The 14734-nt window shown below is 74.1% G+C and carries 16 protein-coding genes and 8 tRNA genes; 11 read left to right on the forward strand and 13 right to left on the reverse strand.

Features of this window, described 5'->3' with window-relative positions; genetic code table 11:
* Positions 1-136: 136 nt before the first annotated feature.
* Both ACN9MM_RS07820 and ACN9MM_RS07825 read right to left on the reverse strand, forming a co-directional pair.
* Positions 137-1450 (reverse strand): hypothetical protein, encoded by a 1314-nt coding sequence (locus tag ACN9MM_RS07820; protein WP_426362949.1) that lies wholly within the window; start codon positions 1448-1450, stop codon positions 137-139.
* The gene (locus ACN9MM_RS07825; protein WP_382866955.1) at positions 1450-2025 is read right to left on the reverse strand and encodes a DUF4365 domain-containing protein; all 576 of its coding nucleotides are present in this window, start codon (positions 2023-2025) and stop codon (positions 1450-1452) included. The genes ACN9MM_RS07820 and ACN9MM_RS07825 overlap by 1 nt, the downstream gene beginning before the upstream one ends.
* Before the next feature lie 122 nt (positions 2026-2147).
* On the opposite strand from ACN9MM_RS07825, the gene ACN9MM_RS07830 reads away from it, so the two are divergent.
* Positions 2148-2876, forward strand: coding sequence for a 3'-5' exonuclease (locus ACN9MM_RS07830; protein WP_426362950.1), 729 nt, complete (start codon positions 2148-2150; stop codon positions 2874-2876).
* A gap of 49 nt (positions 2877-2925) precedes the next feature.
* Here ACN9MM_RS07830 and ACN9MM_RS07835 read toward each other — a convergent pair.
* A tRNA-Val gene (locus ACN9MM_RS07835) sits at positions 2926-2997 on the reverse strand.
* Between the two features lie 39 nt (positions 2998-3036).
* Positions 3037-3483: an SRPBCC family protein gene (locus ACN9MM_RS07840; RefSeq protein WP_426362951.1), complete on the reverse strand. Its 447-nt coding sequence runs from the start codon at positions 3481-3483 to the stop codon at positions 3037-3039.
* A gap of 83 nt (positions 3484-3566) precedes the next feature.
* On the opposite strand from ACN9MM_RS07840, the gene ACN9MM_RS07845 reads away from it, so the two are divergent.
* Positions 3567-6245 (forward strand): SCO7613 C-terminal domain-containing membrane protein, encoded by a 2679-nt coding sequence (locus ACN9MM_RS07845; protein ID WP_426362952.1) that lies wholly within the window; start codon positions 3567-3569, stop codon positions 6243-6245.
* Positions 6246-6295: 50 nt separating this feature from the next.
* Here the strand turns inward: ACN9MM_RS07845 and ACN9MM_RS07850 are convergent.
* Together ACN9MM_RS07850 and ACN9MM_RS07855 are read right to left on the reverse strand one after the other, a co-directional pair.
* Positions 6296-6370, reverse strand: a tRNA-Val gene (locus ACN9MM_RS07850).
* A 54-nt stretch (positions 6371-6424) separates the two neighbouring features.
* Positions 6425-6847, reverse strand: a complete 423-nt coding sequence (locus tag ACN9MM_RS07855) for a TIGR02611 family protein (protein ID WP_383670073.1) — start codon at positions 6845-6847, stop codon at positions 6425-6427.
* Positions 6848-7037: 190 nt separating this feature from the next.
* Between ACN9MM_RS07855 and ACN9MM_RS07860 the strand changes: the two genes are divergently transcribed.
* Both ACN9MM_RS07860 and ACN9MM_RS07865 read left to right on the forward strand, forming a co-directional pair.
* Positions 7038-7451, forward strand: a complete 414-nt coding sequence (locus ACN9MM_RS07860) for an SsgA family sporulation/cell division regulator (RefSeq protein WP_015032345.1) — start codon at positions 7038-7040, stop codon at positions 7449-7451.
* 191 nt (positions 7452-7642) lie between these two features.
* Positions 7643-8200 (forward strand): CGNR zinc finger domain-containing protein, encoded by a 558-nt coding sequence (locus ACN9MM_RS07865; protein ID WP_382866969.1) that lies wholly within the window; start codon positions 7643-7645, stop codon positions 8198-8200.
* A 62-nt stretch (positions 8201-8262) separates the two neighbouring features.
* Here the strand turns inward: ACN9MM_RS07865 and ACN9MM_RS07870 are convergent, their stop codons facing one another.
* Together ACN9MM_RS07870 and ACN9MM_RS07875 are read right to left on the reverse strand one after the other, a co-directional pair.
* Complete coding sequence (locus tag ACN9MM_RS07870; RefSeq protein ID WP_177181792.1) at positions 8263-8427, reverse strand: hypothetical protein; 165 nt, start codon at positions 8425-8427, stop codon at positions 8263-8265.
* Between the two features lie 122 nt (positions 8428-8549).
* Complete coding sequence (locus ACN9MM_RS07875; protein ID WP_426362953.1) at positions 8550-8963, reverse strand: hypothetical protein; 414 nt, start codon at positions 8961-8963, stop codon at positions 8550-8552.
* A 149-nt stretch (positions 8964-9112) separates the two neighbouring features.
* On the opposite strand from ACN9MM_RS07875, the gene ACN9MM_RS07880 reads away from it, so the two are divergent.
* On the forward strand, positions 9113-9631 hold the full coding sequence (locus tag ACN9MM_RS07880; protein ID WP_426362954.1) for a DsbA family protein: 519 nt from the start codon (positions 9113-9115) through the stop codon (positions 9629-9631).
* Positions 9632-9634: 3 nt separating this feature from the next.
* Here ACN9MM_RS07880 and ACN9MM_RS07885 read toward each other — a convergent pair whose 3' ends face one another.
* The 3 genes from ACN9MM_RS07885 to ACN9MM_RS07895 are packed head-to-tail and all read right to left on the reverse strand — an operon-like array spanning position 9635 to position 12429.
* On the reverse strand, positions 9635-10474 hold the full coding sequence (locus tag ACN9MM_RS07885; protein ID WP_426362955.1) for a GNAT family N-acetyltransferase: 840 nt from the start codon (positions 10472-10474) through the stop codon (positions 9635-9637).
* 42 nt (positions 10475-10516) lie between these two features.
* Positions 10517-11347: an aminotransferase class IV gene (locus tag ACN9MM_RS07890; protein ID WP_426362956.1), complete on the reverse strand. Its 831-nt coding sequence runs from the start codon at positions 11345-11347 to the stop codon at positions 10517-10519.
* Positions 11344-12429 (reverse strand): chorismate-binding protein, encoded by a 1086-nt coding sequence (locus tag ACN9MM_RS07895; RefSeq protein ID WP_426362957.1) that lies wholly within the window; start codon positions 12427-12429, stop codon positions 11344-11346. The genes ACN9MM_RS07890 and ACN9MM_RS07895 overlap by 4 nt, the downstream gene beginning before the upstream one ends.
* A gap of 257 nt (positions 12430-12686) precedes the next feature.
* Between ACN9MM_RS07895 and ACN9MM_RS07900 the strand changes: the two genes are divergently transcribed.
* The 6 genes from ACN9MM_RS07900 to ACN9MM_RS07925 all read left to right on the forward strand — a co-directional run bounded on the left by ACN9MM_RS07900 (position 12687) and on the right by ACN9MM_RS07925 (position 13257).
* Positions 12687-12759: transfer RNA gene (locus tag ACN9MM_RS07900), tRNA-Gly, on the forward strand.
* Positions 12760-12798: 39 nt separating this feature from the next.
* Positions 12799-12872 (forward strand) — tRNA-Cys (locus tag ACN9MM_RS07905).
* 1 nt (position 12873) lies between these two features.
* Positions 12874-12945, forward strand: a tRNA-Val gene (locus tag ACN9MM_RS07910).
* Positions 12946-12979: 34 nt separating this feature from the next.
* A tRNA-Val gene (locus ACN9MM_RS07915) sits at positions 12980-13054 on the forward strand.
* Positions 13055-13081: 27 nt separating this feature from the next.
* A tRNA-Val gene (locus ACN9MM_RS07920) sits at positions 13082-13153 on the forward strand.
* 29 nt (positions 13154-13182) lie between these two features.
* Positions 13183-13257: transfer RNA gene (locus ACN9MM_RS07925), tRNA-Val, on the forward strand.
* Positions 13258-13341: 84 nt separating this feature from the next.
* Here ACN9MM_RS07925 and ACN9MM_RS07930 read toward each other — a convergent pair.
* Both ACN9MM_RS07930 and ACN9MM_RS07935 read right to left on the reverse strand, forming a co-directional pair.
* Positions 13342-13635, reverse strand: coding sequence for a zf-TFIIB domain-containing protein (locus tag ACN9MM_RS07930; RefSeq protein WP_382866987.1), 294 nt, complete (start codon positions 13633-13635; stop codon positions 13342-13344).
* Positions 13636-13702: 67 nt separating this feature from the next.
* On the reverse strand, positions 13703-14665 hold the full coding sequence (locus ACN9MM_RS07935) for a phosphotransferase family protein (protein ID WP_426362958.1): 963 nt from the start codon (positions 14663-14665) through the stop codon (positions 13703-13705).
* Positions 14666-14734: the final 69 nt, after the last annotated feature.

Below are 14734 nucleotides of genomic sequence, written 5' to 3' on the forward strand. Positions count from 1 at the left end.
ACGAGGTGCCGCGTCGCCACCGATCTTACCGACCGGTTCGCACCGCCCGCGAAAGGGTTTCCCGGGGCGCCGCCCCGCGAAGGGGTTTCCCGGGGCGCCGCCTCGCGAAGGGGTTTCCCGGGGCGCCACCCCCGCCCTACTCCTCCTCGGGCCCGCACGCCTCCTCGAAGAAGTCGAGGTTCTCGTGGAGCGCCTTGAGCAGCCGGTCCCGTTCCGTCTCGTCGACCTGGACGGGGACGACCCCGGAGGCGTCGGTGAGGCGGCGGAACCCGCCACGGCTCTCCAGGCGCCCCACGACCCGGATCGGGAGGCCGACGAGGTGGGCGTGGCCGGCCGTGCGGTACGCCTCCTCGTCGAGGGCCACCCGGACGTGCGGGACCTCCGCCCCGCCGAGCACCCGGAGCCGTACGATCCCCTCGCCGCGCGGCCCGGAGCGGCGCATGCGGACGACGGCGCCGGTGAGCCGGACCGGCACGGAGGGCTCGTCGGTGAGGTAGCGGGCGCTCGCCTCCCGCAGCGCGGGCAGGTCCCCGGGCGAGAACTCGACCGGTTCGGGCCGGGCCGCGCACCCCTCGGGCGCCCCCGCGGCCGGGGCCCACTCCAGGGCGATGCGGGCGCCCTCGGTGCCCCGGACGAGGGCGACGAGCGCCTCGGTGAGCTCCCGGCTGACGCCGGCCTCGACGGCGGTGTCGAAGGCCTCCATGCCCCCCGTGGCCCGCTGGTAGTCGGTGGCCTCACGGGCGGCGTGCAGCGCGTGGTAGAGCCGGACGGCGATCGGGCGCCCCGGTTCGACCGGCAGGAAGGCGGTGAGGCCGCGCCCGCCGGGCGCCGCGCCGACGACGACGGTCTCCAGGGAGGTCTGGGCGGCGCGCCGGTGGCGGGCGCCGTAGTAGCCGGCCCGGCCGCGCACGGCGAGGGCGCCGGCGAGGAGGAGCTGGCGGGCGGCGGACCTGAGCTGCTCCTGCACCGTCCAGGGGACGGTGCCGGCCGGGCCCGGGGGCACGTCGCGCCACCAGCGGATCTCGTCGCTGGGTACGGAGAGGCCGGTGAGGACCTCGCGGGCGGAGGGCGTGGCGCTGCGGGCGAGGGCGGTGAGCGCCTCGCCGAGCAGGTCCTCGCAGTCCGGGAAGGCGCGGCTCTCCGGGACGAGGAGGCTCGTGCCGGCGCCGGTGCCGGGCGGCGTCCAGCGGCTGTAGCGGCCGACGGCGCCCCCTCGGCGGCGCCAGCCGTGGCGGGCGAGCAGGGCGCCGAGGACCCGGGGGTCGACCCTGCCCGGATCGGGTGTGCCCTGGGCGTCGGCCCAGGGCCCGATGGGCGGGGCGGGGATTCCGGTCCAGGGCCCGGGCGTCTCGCCGGGCGCGGGATGGGGCCGGTAGGGCGGGGGGACGGGGCCGCGCCCGGCCCCGTCCCCCTCGTCCCCGAACCTCGGTTCGTCGATCGGTCGGTGCATCAAGGTCTCCCTCCCACCCCGACCCGGGTCATGATCTCGCAGAGCGCCCGGTCGTCGAAGATCCGTGTCGTCGGGATGCGCACGGTGGTCCGGCGCCGTCCCGTGACCGGGTGTCCGGCCAGGTTGATCCAGTAGCAGCAGTGCCGCAGGTCGAGCCGGTCGTGGCCCGCTCTCAGCCAGTCCTCCTGCGCCCTCGGGACGAGCATCACCACCAGGATCTTGTGCACGGACACCGGCGTCCGGGCGAGTTTCACCAGGTGGTCGTTGTCGAGGGTGAAGGAGAAGGCCGTGGACGCGCTCCCCGGCGCGCGCGGCGGTATCTGGTAGGTGCACTTGAGCTGCACCTTGATGGTCACTTCGTCGTCGACGGTGTGCCCGGGAGCGCTGTGGCTCACGTGCCAGTCGATGCCGTTGTCCGGAAAGGGCTGGGACAGCGAGCAGCCGGCCGCGGCGGCGACGGCGTGCAGGTATCCCACCTGAAGGGTCTCCATGCAGGCGGTGGTGGCGAGTGAGCCGCGTGTCGGTGCCACCCGCTGGGGCGGCAGCCCTCCCGACTCGGGCTGGGCGAGCGCCATGTCAGTGTTCCTTCCCCGTCCCTTGTGTTGTGACCGGTCCGCGTACGACGCAAACAGTCCGGGTATCACCGTTTCGGGGCAGGGGGTTGGCCATCTGCCGCACGTGTGCAGGGAGTTCGGGGATGTCGATGCACTGGTACGAAGGGCCCCTGGCCGCTTTCGACACGGAGACCACAGGAGTTGACGTCGAGGAGGACCGGATCGTCTCGGCCGCCCTCGTCGTCCAGGACACGGAGGGGGCGCGTCCGCGGGTGACGCGCTGGCTGGTCAACCCCGGCATACCGGTGCCGGAGGGGGCCACGGCCGTCCACGGGCTGACGGACGATCACCTCCAGCGGAACGGCCGGTGGCCGGCCCCGGTGATGGAGGAGCTGGCGCGCGCGCTGGCCGAGCAGTCGGCGGCGGGGCGGCCGCTGGTGGTGATGAACGCCCCGTTCGACCTGACGATCCTGGACCGGGAGCTGCGCCGGCACCGGGCCTCGTCGCTGGGGAACTACACGGCGGGCAGCCCGCTGACCGTGCTCGACCCACGGGTCCTGGACAAGCACCTGGACCGCTACCGCAAGGGCCGCAGGACGCTGACGGACCTGTGCGCCCACTACGAGGTGGAGCTGGCCGGAGCGCACGACGCGGCGGCGGACGCGGCGGCCGCGATGGATGTCGTACGGGCTGTGGCGCGGCGCTTCTCGTCCCGTCTGGAGCGGCTGACACCGGCGGAGCTCCACACGCTCCAGGCGGTGTGGCACGCGGCGCAGGCGCGGGGGCTCCAGGCCTGGTTCACCCGGCAGGGGACGCCGGAGACGGTGGACCCGGCGTGGCCGCTGCGGCCGGAACTGCGCACGGCGGCGTGACCACATGACAGAGGCCGGTCCGTCTTTCGACGGACCGGCCTCTACCCGGTGGGCGATACTGGGATCGAACCAGTGACCCCTTCGGTGTGAACGAAGTGCTCTCCCGCTGAGCTAATCGCCCGGGAACGGGTTGAACCATACAGGCCTTCGCGCCTCCGGTTCAAACCGCGCGCAGGCGGGCCGCGAGTCCCCGCCGTCCGCCGCGCATCATCAGGGCGTGGTTGGCGCGGAAGAAGGGCCGCCCGGGGACCGCGAGGGCCCGCAGCAGCAGGGCCCGGACCTCGACCTCCTGCTCGTACAGGACGTGGGTGCCGCCCCCTTCCGGGGTGAGGGTCCAGCGGGCCCAGCCCTCCAGGTCCCCGCCGAGGCCGACCTCCAGGACGCGGGCAGCCGGGTCCCGGCGCAGCGCCGAGGCGGTGACGACGAGGTCGTACGGCAGGAGGGAACGGAAGCGGGCGGTGCCGGTGGTGTCGTCGAGGGGGACGACCTCGCGGACCTGCGGCCACCAGCGGGGGTACTCCTCCGCCCGTTCGAGGACCGCGTAGACGGCGTCGGGCGGGGCGGCGAGCCGCCAGTCGCAGCGGAAGCGGTACCGGCACCAGTCCATGCCCCCAGTGTGGGCGTACTCAGGCGGGAATCTGAGTACCGGGACGCATTCCCGCCGGCGGTGGCCGGAGCCACACTCCGGGTATGGACAACTCCCTGCCGCCCGCGGACGAGCTGGTGCTCGTCGACCGCGAGCTGGCGCAACTCGACGCGCGCCGGTCCCAGTTGCTGGCCCGCCGCGCCTGGCTGGTCCAGGTGCTGTACCCGCCGCTCGCGGCGGCCCCGCTCCGCCCGCGTCCGCCGGTCGCGGACTCGACGCCCCACAGCGCGCAGAACGTGCTGCTGACGCTCGGCGGCACGCTGCTGACGATCGCGGCGGTCGCCTTCACCCTGGTGAGCTGGGGCTCGATGGGCATCGGCGCCCGCGCGACGGTGCTGGCCGTGGTGACCGGCGCGGCGCTCGCGGCGCCGGTGGCGCTGCTGCGCCGGGGTCTGGTGTCGACGGCCGAGTCGGTGGCGGCGCTGGGTCTGGTCCTGACGGTGCTGGACGCGTACGCGCTGCACCGGGTGGCGCTCGCGGAGACGGACGGCCTCGGGTACACGGCGGTGGCGTCGGCGGTCCTCGCGGGGGTGTGGACGGCGTACGGCTCGGCGCTGTCCCGGCTGCGGATCCCGCTGCCGGTCGCCGTGGTCGCGGCGCAGCTGCCGCTGCCGGTGGGTGTCCTCGCGGCCGGCGGCGGGTCGACGGCCTTCGCGTGGGCGGCGCTGGTCACGGCGACCGCGGATGCCGCGGTCGTGCTGTGGACCCGCCCCGCGGCGGTCCGGATCACGGCGGGCACCGCCGCGGCCGCGCTGGGCGGCTGGGCGCTGCTGACGGGCGGCTGGCTCTCCCTGGTCTCCCCGTGGAGCGGCGCTCCGCTCCTCCTCGCGGGTGCGGCGGTGGCTCTGTACGCGGCCTGGCGCGCTCCCGCGTTCGCGGTGGCGGCTTCGGCGCTCGCGGGCCTGGCGGCCCTGACGGCCGCCGGCGGCCTCCTGCGCACGGCGCTCCCCGCGGACTGGGCGGTGCCGGGCTACGACCTGTGCGCGCTGGCCCTCGCCTCGGTGTGGCGGTGGGGCGGGCGCGGTTCCGAGCTGTCGGGCTCGGCGGGCTGGGCGGGCGAGGCGGGCGAGGGTTCCGGGGCTCCGGTCACGACCGTCCCGGCCGGAAGCCCTTCCGGGGCGTCGGGCGCGGGCGGCGCCGGTGCAGGTGTCCGGGTGCCGCGCGGCATCCGGCTCGGCCTCGCCGGCGCGGGCGCCGGTGTAGCGGCGCTCGGGGTCGTGTGGGCGCTGCCGCCGGCGGTGGCGGGGCTCCTCGGGCCGGTGGCGCGGACGACGGACGTCTGGTCGGGCGAGCACGCCGCGCGTGACCTGACCTCGTACCCGGCGACGGCCGTCCTGGTCCTGGCGGTGGCCGTGGCGGCTCTCGCGGCCCTCCCCCGGCTCTGGGCCCGGTGCGGGGCGCTCGCCCTGGCCTGGGCGCTGCTCACGGCCCTGCCGGTCTCGTCCGGCCTCCCGTACGCGGCGACGCTCGCCCTCCAGCTGGTCACGACGGCGGCGGCCCTCGGGCTCGCGGTCCGCCCGGGCCCGCTGACGCGCGGCCTGCGCGCGGCCACCGCTCCGGCCGGACAGCCGGGCACGGGCACACCGGAGACCGGCGGCTCGGCCACGCCCCAGGAGTCGGAACCCACGGCCCCTCCCGCCACACCTGCGCCTGCCACGCCCGCGGCCCCGGCCGGCGCCCCCTCCGGGCCGGCGGCCCACGGGCCCGGGACCCCCTGGCACGCGTGGGCGCCGCGCCCGCAGGCGCCTCCCCGGGAGCCCGCGACCGTTCTCGGCCGGCTCGCGTACACCGGCGGTCTCGCGTCCGCCGTGAGCGCCGTCGCCCTGGCCCTGGACGTCCGGGGGGCCACCTTCACCGCGCTCGCTGCGGTCCTCGCGCTCCTCACGGGCGTCGCGGTCCTCGGCACGGGCGCGCGCCGTGTGGCCTCCGCCTGCGGAGCCGTGCTCGCGGCGACGGGGCTCGTGTTCGCGGTGGCGGCCGCGGGCGGGTTCGAGGACCACTGGACGGCGCTCGCACTGCTGCTCGTCCCGGCGGCGACCGCGGCCGTCGGCGCCAGGGCGCCGCGCCCGGTGGCCCTGGCGGTCGAGATCACGGGCGGGGCCGTGGGGCTGCTCGCCCTCGGGTTCACCGCGTCCCGGCCCGCCTTCCTCGCGCTCGCGCTGGCCCTGGGCGGGGTGATCGCAGCGGCGACGGCGGTGCGGCCCGAGCGGCGGCGGTTCGCCTCGTGGACGGCGGCGGTGCTGTTCCTGCTGGCCACCTGGGTGCGGCTCGCGGTCTGGGACGTGACGACCCCGGAGGCGTACACGCTCCCGGTGACGGTGCCGGCGCTGGCCTTCGGGTTCCTGCGGCGGCGCCGGGACCCGGAGGCCTCGTCCTGGACGGCGTACGGCCCCGGTCTCGCGGTGACGCTGCTGCCGAGCCTGTGCGCGGCCTGGACGGACCCGGAGTGGGCCCGCCCGCTGGCCCTGGGGGTCGCGGCGCTCGTGGTGACGCTGCTCGGCGCCCGCTTCCGGCTCCAGGCGCTGCTGCTCCTCGGCGGCACGGTGCTCGCGATGGACGGGCTGCACGAGCTGGCGCCGTACGTGGTGCAGGCGGTCGGCGCGCTGCCGCGCTGGCTGCCGCCGGCCCTGGCGGGGCTGCTGCTGCTCGCGGTGGGCGCCACGTACGAGCAGCGGCGGCGGGACGCCAGGCGCCTGCGGGAGCGGCTCGCGCGGATGCGGTGAGACGCCGAAGGCCCGGAGACGGTGTTCCGTCTCCGGGCCTTCGATCCGGGTGGTGGGCGATACTGGGTTCGAACCAGTGACCCCTTCGGTGTGAACGAAGTGCTCTCCCACTGAGCTAATCGCCCGGGCGCACCGCAAACATTACCCCATGTCAGCGGGGCTCCCGAACCATCGGATGATCACTCGTCGATCTTCCACGGCATGACGAAGCCGAACTTCCAGAGGTAGACCCCGAGGAGTGCGGCGATGATCACCAGACCGATGGTGGTGAGGATGATGTTCCGGCGGCGGACCTTGGGGTCGAGGGCGCGCTGGGCGGCCTCCGTGACCTTGCGCTTGGTCCAGCGGAGCACGAGCTGGGCCCAGACGAACTCGGTCGCCCAGATCGCCATGCCGCCGAAGATGACCAGCCAGCCGGGCCCGGGGAGCGGCAGCATCACCACTCCGGCGCCGACCACGGCGAGTCCCACGATGAAGACGCCGACCTGCCAGCTCAGATGCAGGCCCCGGCGGGACTTGATGAACTCCGGTGCGCGGGATCCCAGTTCGGCCTCCTGGCCGCCTGCGGACTCCCCGGTGCGCTCGTCACTCTCCGCATTCATGGTCCCCAACCTACCGGACGGGGAGCCCCCACCGGAATGGCGGTATTACCGCAGGTCACACGCGCCCATACGAGCTACCTGAACGATCACAAAACCGACAGAGGGGTTTACAACGGCACCGTAGGTGGCATGTCGATTTCGCCGACGTGCGAATCCCCGAGCGCACACTGAGCGAAAGGCCCTGGCGCTTATGAACACCACGGTCAGCTGCGAGCTGCACCTGCGCCTCGTTGTGTCGAGCGAGTCCTCACTGCCTGTACCCGCGGGCCTGCGGTATGACACGGCCGATCCGTATGCCGTGCACGCCACCTTCCACACCGGAGCCGAAGAGACGGTCGAGTGGGTCTTCGCCCGCGACCTTCTCGCCGAGGGGCTGCACCGGCCCACCGGCACGGGCGACGTCCGCGTCTGGCCATCCCGTAGTCACGGTCAGGGAGTCGTCTGCATCGCGTTGAGTTCTCCCGAGGGAGAAGCCCTGCTCGAGGCCCCGGCGAGGGCCCTGGAGTCGTTCCTGAAGAGGACCGACGCCGCGGTGCCACCGGGCACCGAGCACCGGCACTTCGATCTCGACACCGAGCTCTCCCACATCCTGGCCGACAGCTGAGCCAGGCCGAGAGCCGCACGGCGCCGTCCGACTCGGGGAGACGGCGCCGCGCGGTCAGTCACATAGGCACGAGATCCGGCGCTCCCACCGCGCAGCCGGCGCGGTGGTGGGCGCCGGTGTCGTTTTCCGGGGCGCGCTAAAGTCAGCGCCATTCCGCGGGCACCCGCACGCGGCCGGCCAGGGAGCGAATCGTGCTGATCCCCCACGACACCCGGATCGCCCTCGACACCGTCGTCGATCTGATGAACACCGCGCCCCAGGGCGAGCGCGCCGACGAGCTCTCGGACCTCCACGAGCTCCACGACTTCCTGGACGCGCACAAGGTCAGCGGCGTGGGCGAGCTCGGGTCCGACGACCTGCGCGCGGTGCGCGAGGTGCGCGAGAAGTTCGCGGCGGTCTTCTCCGCGCCCGAGGCGCGGATCGCCGCCCCGCTGATCAACCAGCTGGTGGCGGGCGCGGGCACCACCCCCCAGCTCACCGACCACGACGGCTACGACTGGCACGTGCACTACTTCGCGCCGGGCGCCTCGGTGGCGGACCACCTCGCGGCCGACTGTGGCATGGCCCTCGCGTTCATCGTGGTGGCGGGCGAGCAGGAGCGGCTGCGGCGCTGCGAGGCGCCGGACTGCGGCCGGGCCTTCGTCGACCTCTCGCGCAACCGCTCCCGCCGCTACTGCGACAGCCGCACCTGCGGCAACCGTCTGCACGTGGCCGCGTACCGGGCGCGCCGCAAGGAAGCCGCGGGCTGACCGCCCCCGCCGCGGGCCGGACCCGAGGGTCGGGCCGAGGCCGAGGTCCGGGCCCGGGCGGGTCAGAGTACGAAGAGATCGTGCACCGCGGCCATCAGCAGCAGACAGCCGATCACCCCGAGGAAGATCATCAGCGGCGGCTGGGAGAGCGCGAACAGGCAGCCTCGCGGCTCTTCGGCGGGGGCGTCGGTGGCGGCGGGCACGGGCTCCCGCGAGGTATCCAGCATCTCGGGGGGATGATGACGCACCCCCGGCCCGCCGAATCCCGCAACACGCCCCAGCGCGGGGGCCGTTCACCCCTTCCCGTGGATCACGGAACGGGGACGGACACCGGAATCGCCAGAAGTGATCAGATTCCGTGCTTCTTCAGAATCGCCTCGATGTCGCTGAAGTCCTCACCGGCGGGCCGGCCGGCCTGCGGCTTCGCCGGCACGGCACGCGAGGGCGCCGACGCGGCCGGGGCCACGGCTCTCGGCCCCGCTCCCCCGGTGGTCACCTCACGGCCGGCCCTGCGCCGCTCCACGGCCCTCGTGGACAGGAAGAGCAGGCAGGCGACGCCGAGCACGCCGAAGCCCGCCCAGGCCACCGGGCTGAAGGCCGTGTCGACGAGCCATTGGACCGCGCCCGTCATCACCAGGCCGAGCGGCACCAGGGCGTAGGCAGCGATCCGGGCGGCCGACAGGAACTTCTTCCGGTACGCCGAAATCGCGGCGATGCCCAGGCCCGCCGCGGACACCGCGGAACAGATGGTCTCGGCGAGCATGCGATCCTCCAGGTGCCGGGCGATACGTCCCTTCCATCCTGCACCGCCGGACCCGTCCGCGGCCATGCTCACGGGCCCGTCTCAGGGAGATCTCCGGGTCGACCCGGCCGGGATCTCCTCCCCAGGTCCCGGTGAGGGAGACTGCTGTCATGAACGACTCCACCACCGCACCCGCCTCCCCCGTCGTCCTGGAGGCGTGGTTCGACCTCCAGTGCCCCGACTGCTTCCAGGCCCTCGACGACGTCCGCGCGCTCCGCGAGAAGTACGGCGACGGGCTCGACGTACAGCTGCGCCACTTCCCGCTGGCCAAGCACAAGCACGCGTACGCCGCCGCCCAGGCCGCCGAGGAGGCCGTCGAGCAGGGCAAGGGCTGGGCGTACGCGGAGGCACTCCTCGCCAGGACCGCCGAGCTCGGCGAGCGGGGCGAGCCGGTCCTCCTGGAGGTCGCGACGGAACTGGGCCTGGACGCCGAGGAGTTCGACACGGCCCTGATCGACGGCCGGCACCTGCTGACCGTGGACGCCGACGAGGCCGAGGGCAAGGCGATCAAGGTCACGGGCACCCCGACCTACGTCGTCGGCGGCGAGCGCCTGGACGGCGGCCAGAGCCAGGACGGCCTGCGGGAGCGGATCGAGGAGATCACCGACCGGCTGCTGGCGGACCGGTAGCCGTCAGAGCAGCGGCTTCGCGCTGTTGAGGAGCGTCGTGCGGTAGCCGAGCGACTCGTAGAGCCGGATCGCCGGGGTGTTGCCCGCGAACACGTGGAGTTCGATCAGGCTCTCCCCGGCAGCCAGGGCGATGTGCTCGGCGAGCAGCATGAGGCCCCGGCCGTACCCCTTCCCGCGCTGCTCCTCGACGACCTCGATCTCGAAGACGAAGCCCGTGCCCTTGCCGGGCTCGCGCTCGAGGTGGCCCACCCACAGGAAACCGACGACCTGCCCGTCGCGCACGGCGACGGACACGGCGACGCCCGGGGTCGCGAGGCCCTGCGGGAGGAAGCGGCGGTTGCTGTCCTCTGCCTTGGCGAGGGCCTGGTCCTCCGGGACGCCCCGGTCGATCCAGCTCTGCGCGAAGGCGGCCCGGGCCTTCGCGGACCACTCCTCGAACTCCGCCTCGGTCATCGGGCGGTGCCCGAAGCCCTCCGGCAGCCGCGGCGCCTCGGCCGGCAGCTCCTTGACCATGTTGCGACTGCGCTCGGTGTACCCGAGCGCGCGGGCCATCCGGACCGCGGCCTCCGCATCGGCGGGCACCGAGATCTGCACCTCGCCGCAGCCCCAGCCGCGCAGCACCTCCTCCGCGGCGAGCGCCGCCACGGTGCCCCGGCCCCGGCCCCGGTCGGGCTCTTCGACCCGGAGCCCCTCGATCAGGCCGGAGGCCGTACCGAAGGCCTGATCGGTGGCGAGGTGGACGGAGCCGACCCGGCGGCTGTTCACACAGATGTCGAACGTGCGGGAACGGCCGCCGTCGGCGGACTGCTGAAGCGGCTCGGTCGGCCGCAGAGTGGTGGTCATCATGGCTGTTCTACCCACGCCGGAGCCGTCCGTCATCCCGATTTACGCGAGCGCGGGGTCCCGGTCCGCGGCCGCGCGCTCGTCGAAGATCCGCATCGCCTTGGCGGTGACGGGGCCGGGAGCGTCCGTGAGGTCACGGCCGTCGACCCGGTGCACGGCCTGGACGTCGCGCAGGGTCGAGGTCAGGAAGATCTCGTCGGCGCGGCCCAGCACGTCCAGCGGCAGGTCGGTCTCCTCGGCTCCGGTCCACTCCACGGCGAGCGCGCGCGTGATGCCCGCGAGGCAGCCGGAGGAGACGGGCGGGGTGAGGATCGTGCCGTCGACGACGACGAAGACGTTGGAGCCGGTGCCCTCGCAGAGCTGCCCGACGGTGTTGGCGAAGAGCGCCTCGGAGGCCCCCCGCTCGCGCGCCCGGGCGAGGGCGACGACGTTCTCGGCGTACGAGGTGGTCTTGAGGCCCGTGAGCGCGCCGCGTTCGTTGCGCGTCCAGGGGACGGTGATCACGGCGGTGGCGTCGGGGCGGCGCCCGGTCTCGCCGAGGGCGACGACCAGGCTGGCCCCGGCGTCGCCGCGCTCCGAGCCGAGCGGGGAGAGACCGCCGGTGTACGTGATGCGGAGCCGGCCGAGCTCCATCGGGTTCGCCTCCAGGACGGCGGCGCAGGCGCGGCGGACCTCGTCGAGGTCCGGGTCGGGCAGGCCGAGGCCACGGGCGGAGCGGGTGAGGCGCTCCAGGTGCAGGGTGAGAGCAAACGTTTCGCCGCGCTCCGCCTTCACCGTCTCGAAGATGCCGTCGCCGACGGTCAGTCCGTGGTCCAGGACGGAGACCCGGGCGGTCTCCGCGTCGTGCAGCCCGCCGTTGACCCAGAGTTTCATCGAGAAATGGCCTTTCCGCTCGCCTCACGGGCGCCAGACTCGTGGGCGCCCGATGACTCGTAGGCGCCCGACGCTATCGCGACGAGCCGGCCCGCCTTCAGCTCGGTCTCCTCCCACTCGCGCTCCGGGTCGGAGCCCCAGGTGATCCCGGCGCCGGTGCCGAAGCGGAGCACGCCCTCGGGGCGGTCGATCCAGAAGGTGCGTATGCCGACGGCCAGCTCGGCGGTGCCCGCGTCCGCGTCGACCCAGCCGATGCCTCCGCAGTACGGGCCCCGGGGCTCGGTCTCCAGTGCCTCGATGATCCGCAGCGCGCTGGACTTGGGCGCACCGGTCACGGAGCCGGGCGGGAACGTGGCGTCGAGCAGCTCGGGCCAGCCGGCGTCCTCGCGCAGGAGTCCGGTCACCGTGGAGACGAGGTGGACCAGGCCGGGGTGCTCCTCCACGGCGCAGAGCTCGGGGACGGCGACGGTGCCGGTCTCGCTGACGCGGCCCAGGTCGTTGCGGACCAGGTCGACGATCATCACGTTCTCCGCGTGGTCCTTGGGGAGGAGGTCGGCGGCGGTGCGGCCGGTGCCCTTGATGGGCCCGGAGGAGATGAGGGCCCCTTTCCTGCGCAGGTAGAGCTCGGGGGACGCCGTGGCGATCTCCACGCCGTGGGCGGGCAGGCGGATCGTTCCGGCATAGGGGGCGGGGTTGCCCCGGGCCAGGAGGGCGGTGAGGGCGTCGACGTCGGCGGCGGCCGGGTCCGGCAGCGGCGCGGTCAGCACCCGGCAGAGGTTCGCCTGGTAGACCTCGCCGCGCGCGATGTGCTCGCGCACGCGCCGTACGGCCGCGGTGTACGCGGTGCGGTCGAGCGAGGACGTCCAGTCACCGGGGGCGGGACCGCGCCAGGCGCCCGGGACGGGCGCGGGGACCGGTTCGGGCCGGACGTCCCCGAAGCGCGCGCAGGTGAGGCGCCCTTCGAAGTCCGCGCAGACGGCCCAGAAGCCTGCGGAGTCCAGTGCCCCGGGGTCGTGGGTGACGTCCCGGAGATCGGTCGCGACGAGGCCGCCGAAGCGGGCCAGGGGAGCAAGGTCGTGCACGCATCGAGTCTAGGTCGGGCGGAGGGGGAGCACGGGGTCGTGCGGGGAGGGGCCGCGGGAGGCGCACGGGGCGGGGGCTCCCCGCCACCCCGGGGACACGGCGAGTGAACGGCCACGCGAACCCTCCGGGAGGTCCGGCAGGGCACCCGGAAGGGCGTGCAGGTCAGCACGCTGCGGAAACGCGTTTTTGTACTGGCCCAGGAATCCGCTAGAGTTCAACACGTCGCCGGGACGCGCAAGCGGAACGGAAACGACAAGCGGACGTAGCTCAGTTGGTAGAGCACCACCTTGCCAAGGTGGATGTCGCGAGTTCGAGTCTCGTCGTCCGCTCGATGTGGGGGATCTTCCCGAACCCCCGTATTCACTCCTGGTGGAGTGGCCGAGAGGCGAGGCAACGGCCTGCAAAGCCGTCTACACGGGTTCAAATCCCGTCTCCACCTCCAAGGACGATTAGCTCAGCGGGAGAGCGCTTCCCTGACACGGAAGAGGTCACTGGTTCAATCCCAGTATCGTCCACTGGATCTTCGGATCCCGGATCTCCGGATCCCCCGCGCGATTAGCTCAGCGGGAGAGCGCTTCCCTGACACGGAAGAGGTCACTGGTTCAATCCCAGTATCGCGCACCACACTTCACGCGCCCTTCGGGTGCGCCCGCGCGATTAGCTCAGCGGGAGAGCGCTTCCCTGACACGGAAGAGGTCACTGGTTCAATCCCAGTATCGCGCACACAGTACGAGCACCCCTCGGGTGTACCCGCGCGATTAGCTCAGCGGGAGAGCGCTTCCCTGACACGGAAGAGGTCACTGGTTCAATCCCAGTATCGCGCACCACAAGGAAGCCCCCGGTCGCCTCTCGCGACCGGGGGCTTCTTCGTGCCCCGGTTCGTACCCCGGCCGCGACCGGGGTACGGAAGGTCAGGAGGAGAAGAGCATCCGCCCGAAGCCGCCCTTGCGGTAGTGGCCACCGTGGTGACCGCCGTGGTGGCCGCCCTGGTGCGGGGCGCCCCACGCGGGAGCGGCGGGAGCGGCCTGCGCCGGGTAGGCCGGCGGGGCGGGCGGGGCCTGCTGGACCCACTGGGACTCCAGGCGGGTCAGGGCCTCCAGCTCGCCGTAGTCCAGGAATATGCCCCGGCAACCGCTGCACTGCTCGATCTGGACGCCGTTGCGGTTGTACGTGTGCATGGCCGCATGGCACTTGGGACACTGCATGCTCGGCTCAACTCCCTGACATTGCCGTTCGAATGGTGGCTTCACCTTATGTGGACGCCGGAAGGGCCTACCCGGTTCGGTGTCCGGCGATGCGGGCGCAGGTGTCGATCATCACTTCCTCGACCTCGTCGAGCGGGCGCGCCCCGGCCGTGGACTTGGCGAGGGCCAGCGCGGCGGTCTGGACCGTCAGGGCCCGCGCGGGCACGTCGAGTCGGCCCCACGGATCGGTGTCCACGGCGGGACCGCCGGCGTCCTGGTACGCGCCGAGGAACCGCGACCAGATCTCGGGCGGCAGGATCCCGGCGGCGAACCAGGCGGCGGGCCGGGCCAGGTCCCAGGCGGGGTCGCCCAGGCCGAGGTCGTCGACGTCGATGAGCCGCCAGGGCGCGCGGGCCCCGGCGCGGGGGGCGCGGACCAGCTGGCCGAGGTGGAAGTCTCCGTGGCAGAGGAACCGGTGGTCCCTCGCGGAGTCTTCCGGGACCGTCCGCCAGGCGTCCAGGACCGTGGCCGTCGCCGGGTGGTCCGGAGCCGTACGCCGCATCCGGTCCACGGCCAGGGCCACCTTCAGCGGGGCCCGCATGTCCGGCAGCCGGTCGCGGTGGCCGGGCGGGGGCGGGGTGCGGTGCAGCAGGGCGAGGAGTCGCGCCGCCTCCTCCCACGGTGCGGCGTCGGGGTCCGCCGGGTCGACGGGCGGGCCGTACGGCCACACCGTGACCGGGCGGCCGTCGAGCGCCTCGGGTGAGGACCGGGGCGGCGGGAGGGGCGGCAGGAGGACTCCGGCGACGTCCCGGTGCGCGGCCAGCGCGAGCCGTACGCGGTGGGCCTCCGGGTCCGTGCCGGGCGCGTGCGCCTTCACGACCAGGTCCCCGTGCCGTACGACGGTCCCGTCGTCCCGGTCCGCCAGCACGCCGACGAGCTCGCCCGCGCAGCGGCAGGGGTCCTCGGCGGGGTGCGCTGCCGCGTGGGCCAGGGCCGTCAGACCGTGGAGCGCGGGGGGCGGGGCGGGGGGTGTCAGGGGTGCTGGGTCCACCCCCGGAGCGTACGGGGTGTCCGGGCCGCCGGGACGGGCCCCGGGAATGCGCGAGGGCCGGTCAGCTCC

The sequence above is a fragment of the Streptomyces sp. E-08 genome (assembly GCF_049913095.1).
Classification (GTDB): Bacteria; Actinomycetota; Actinomycetes; order Streptomycetales; family Streptomycetaceae; genus Streptomyces.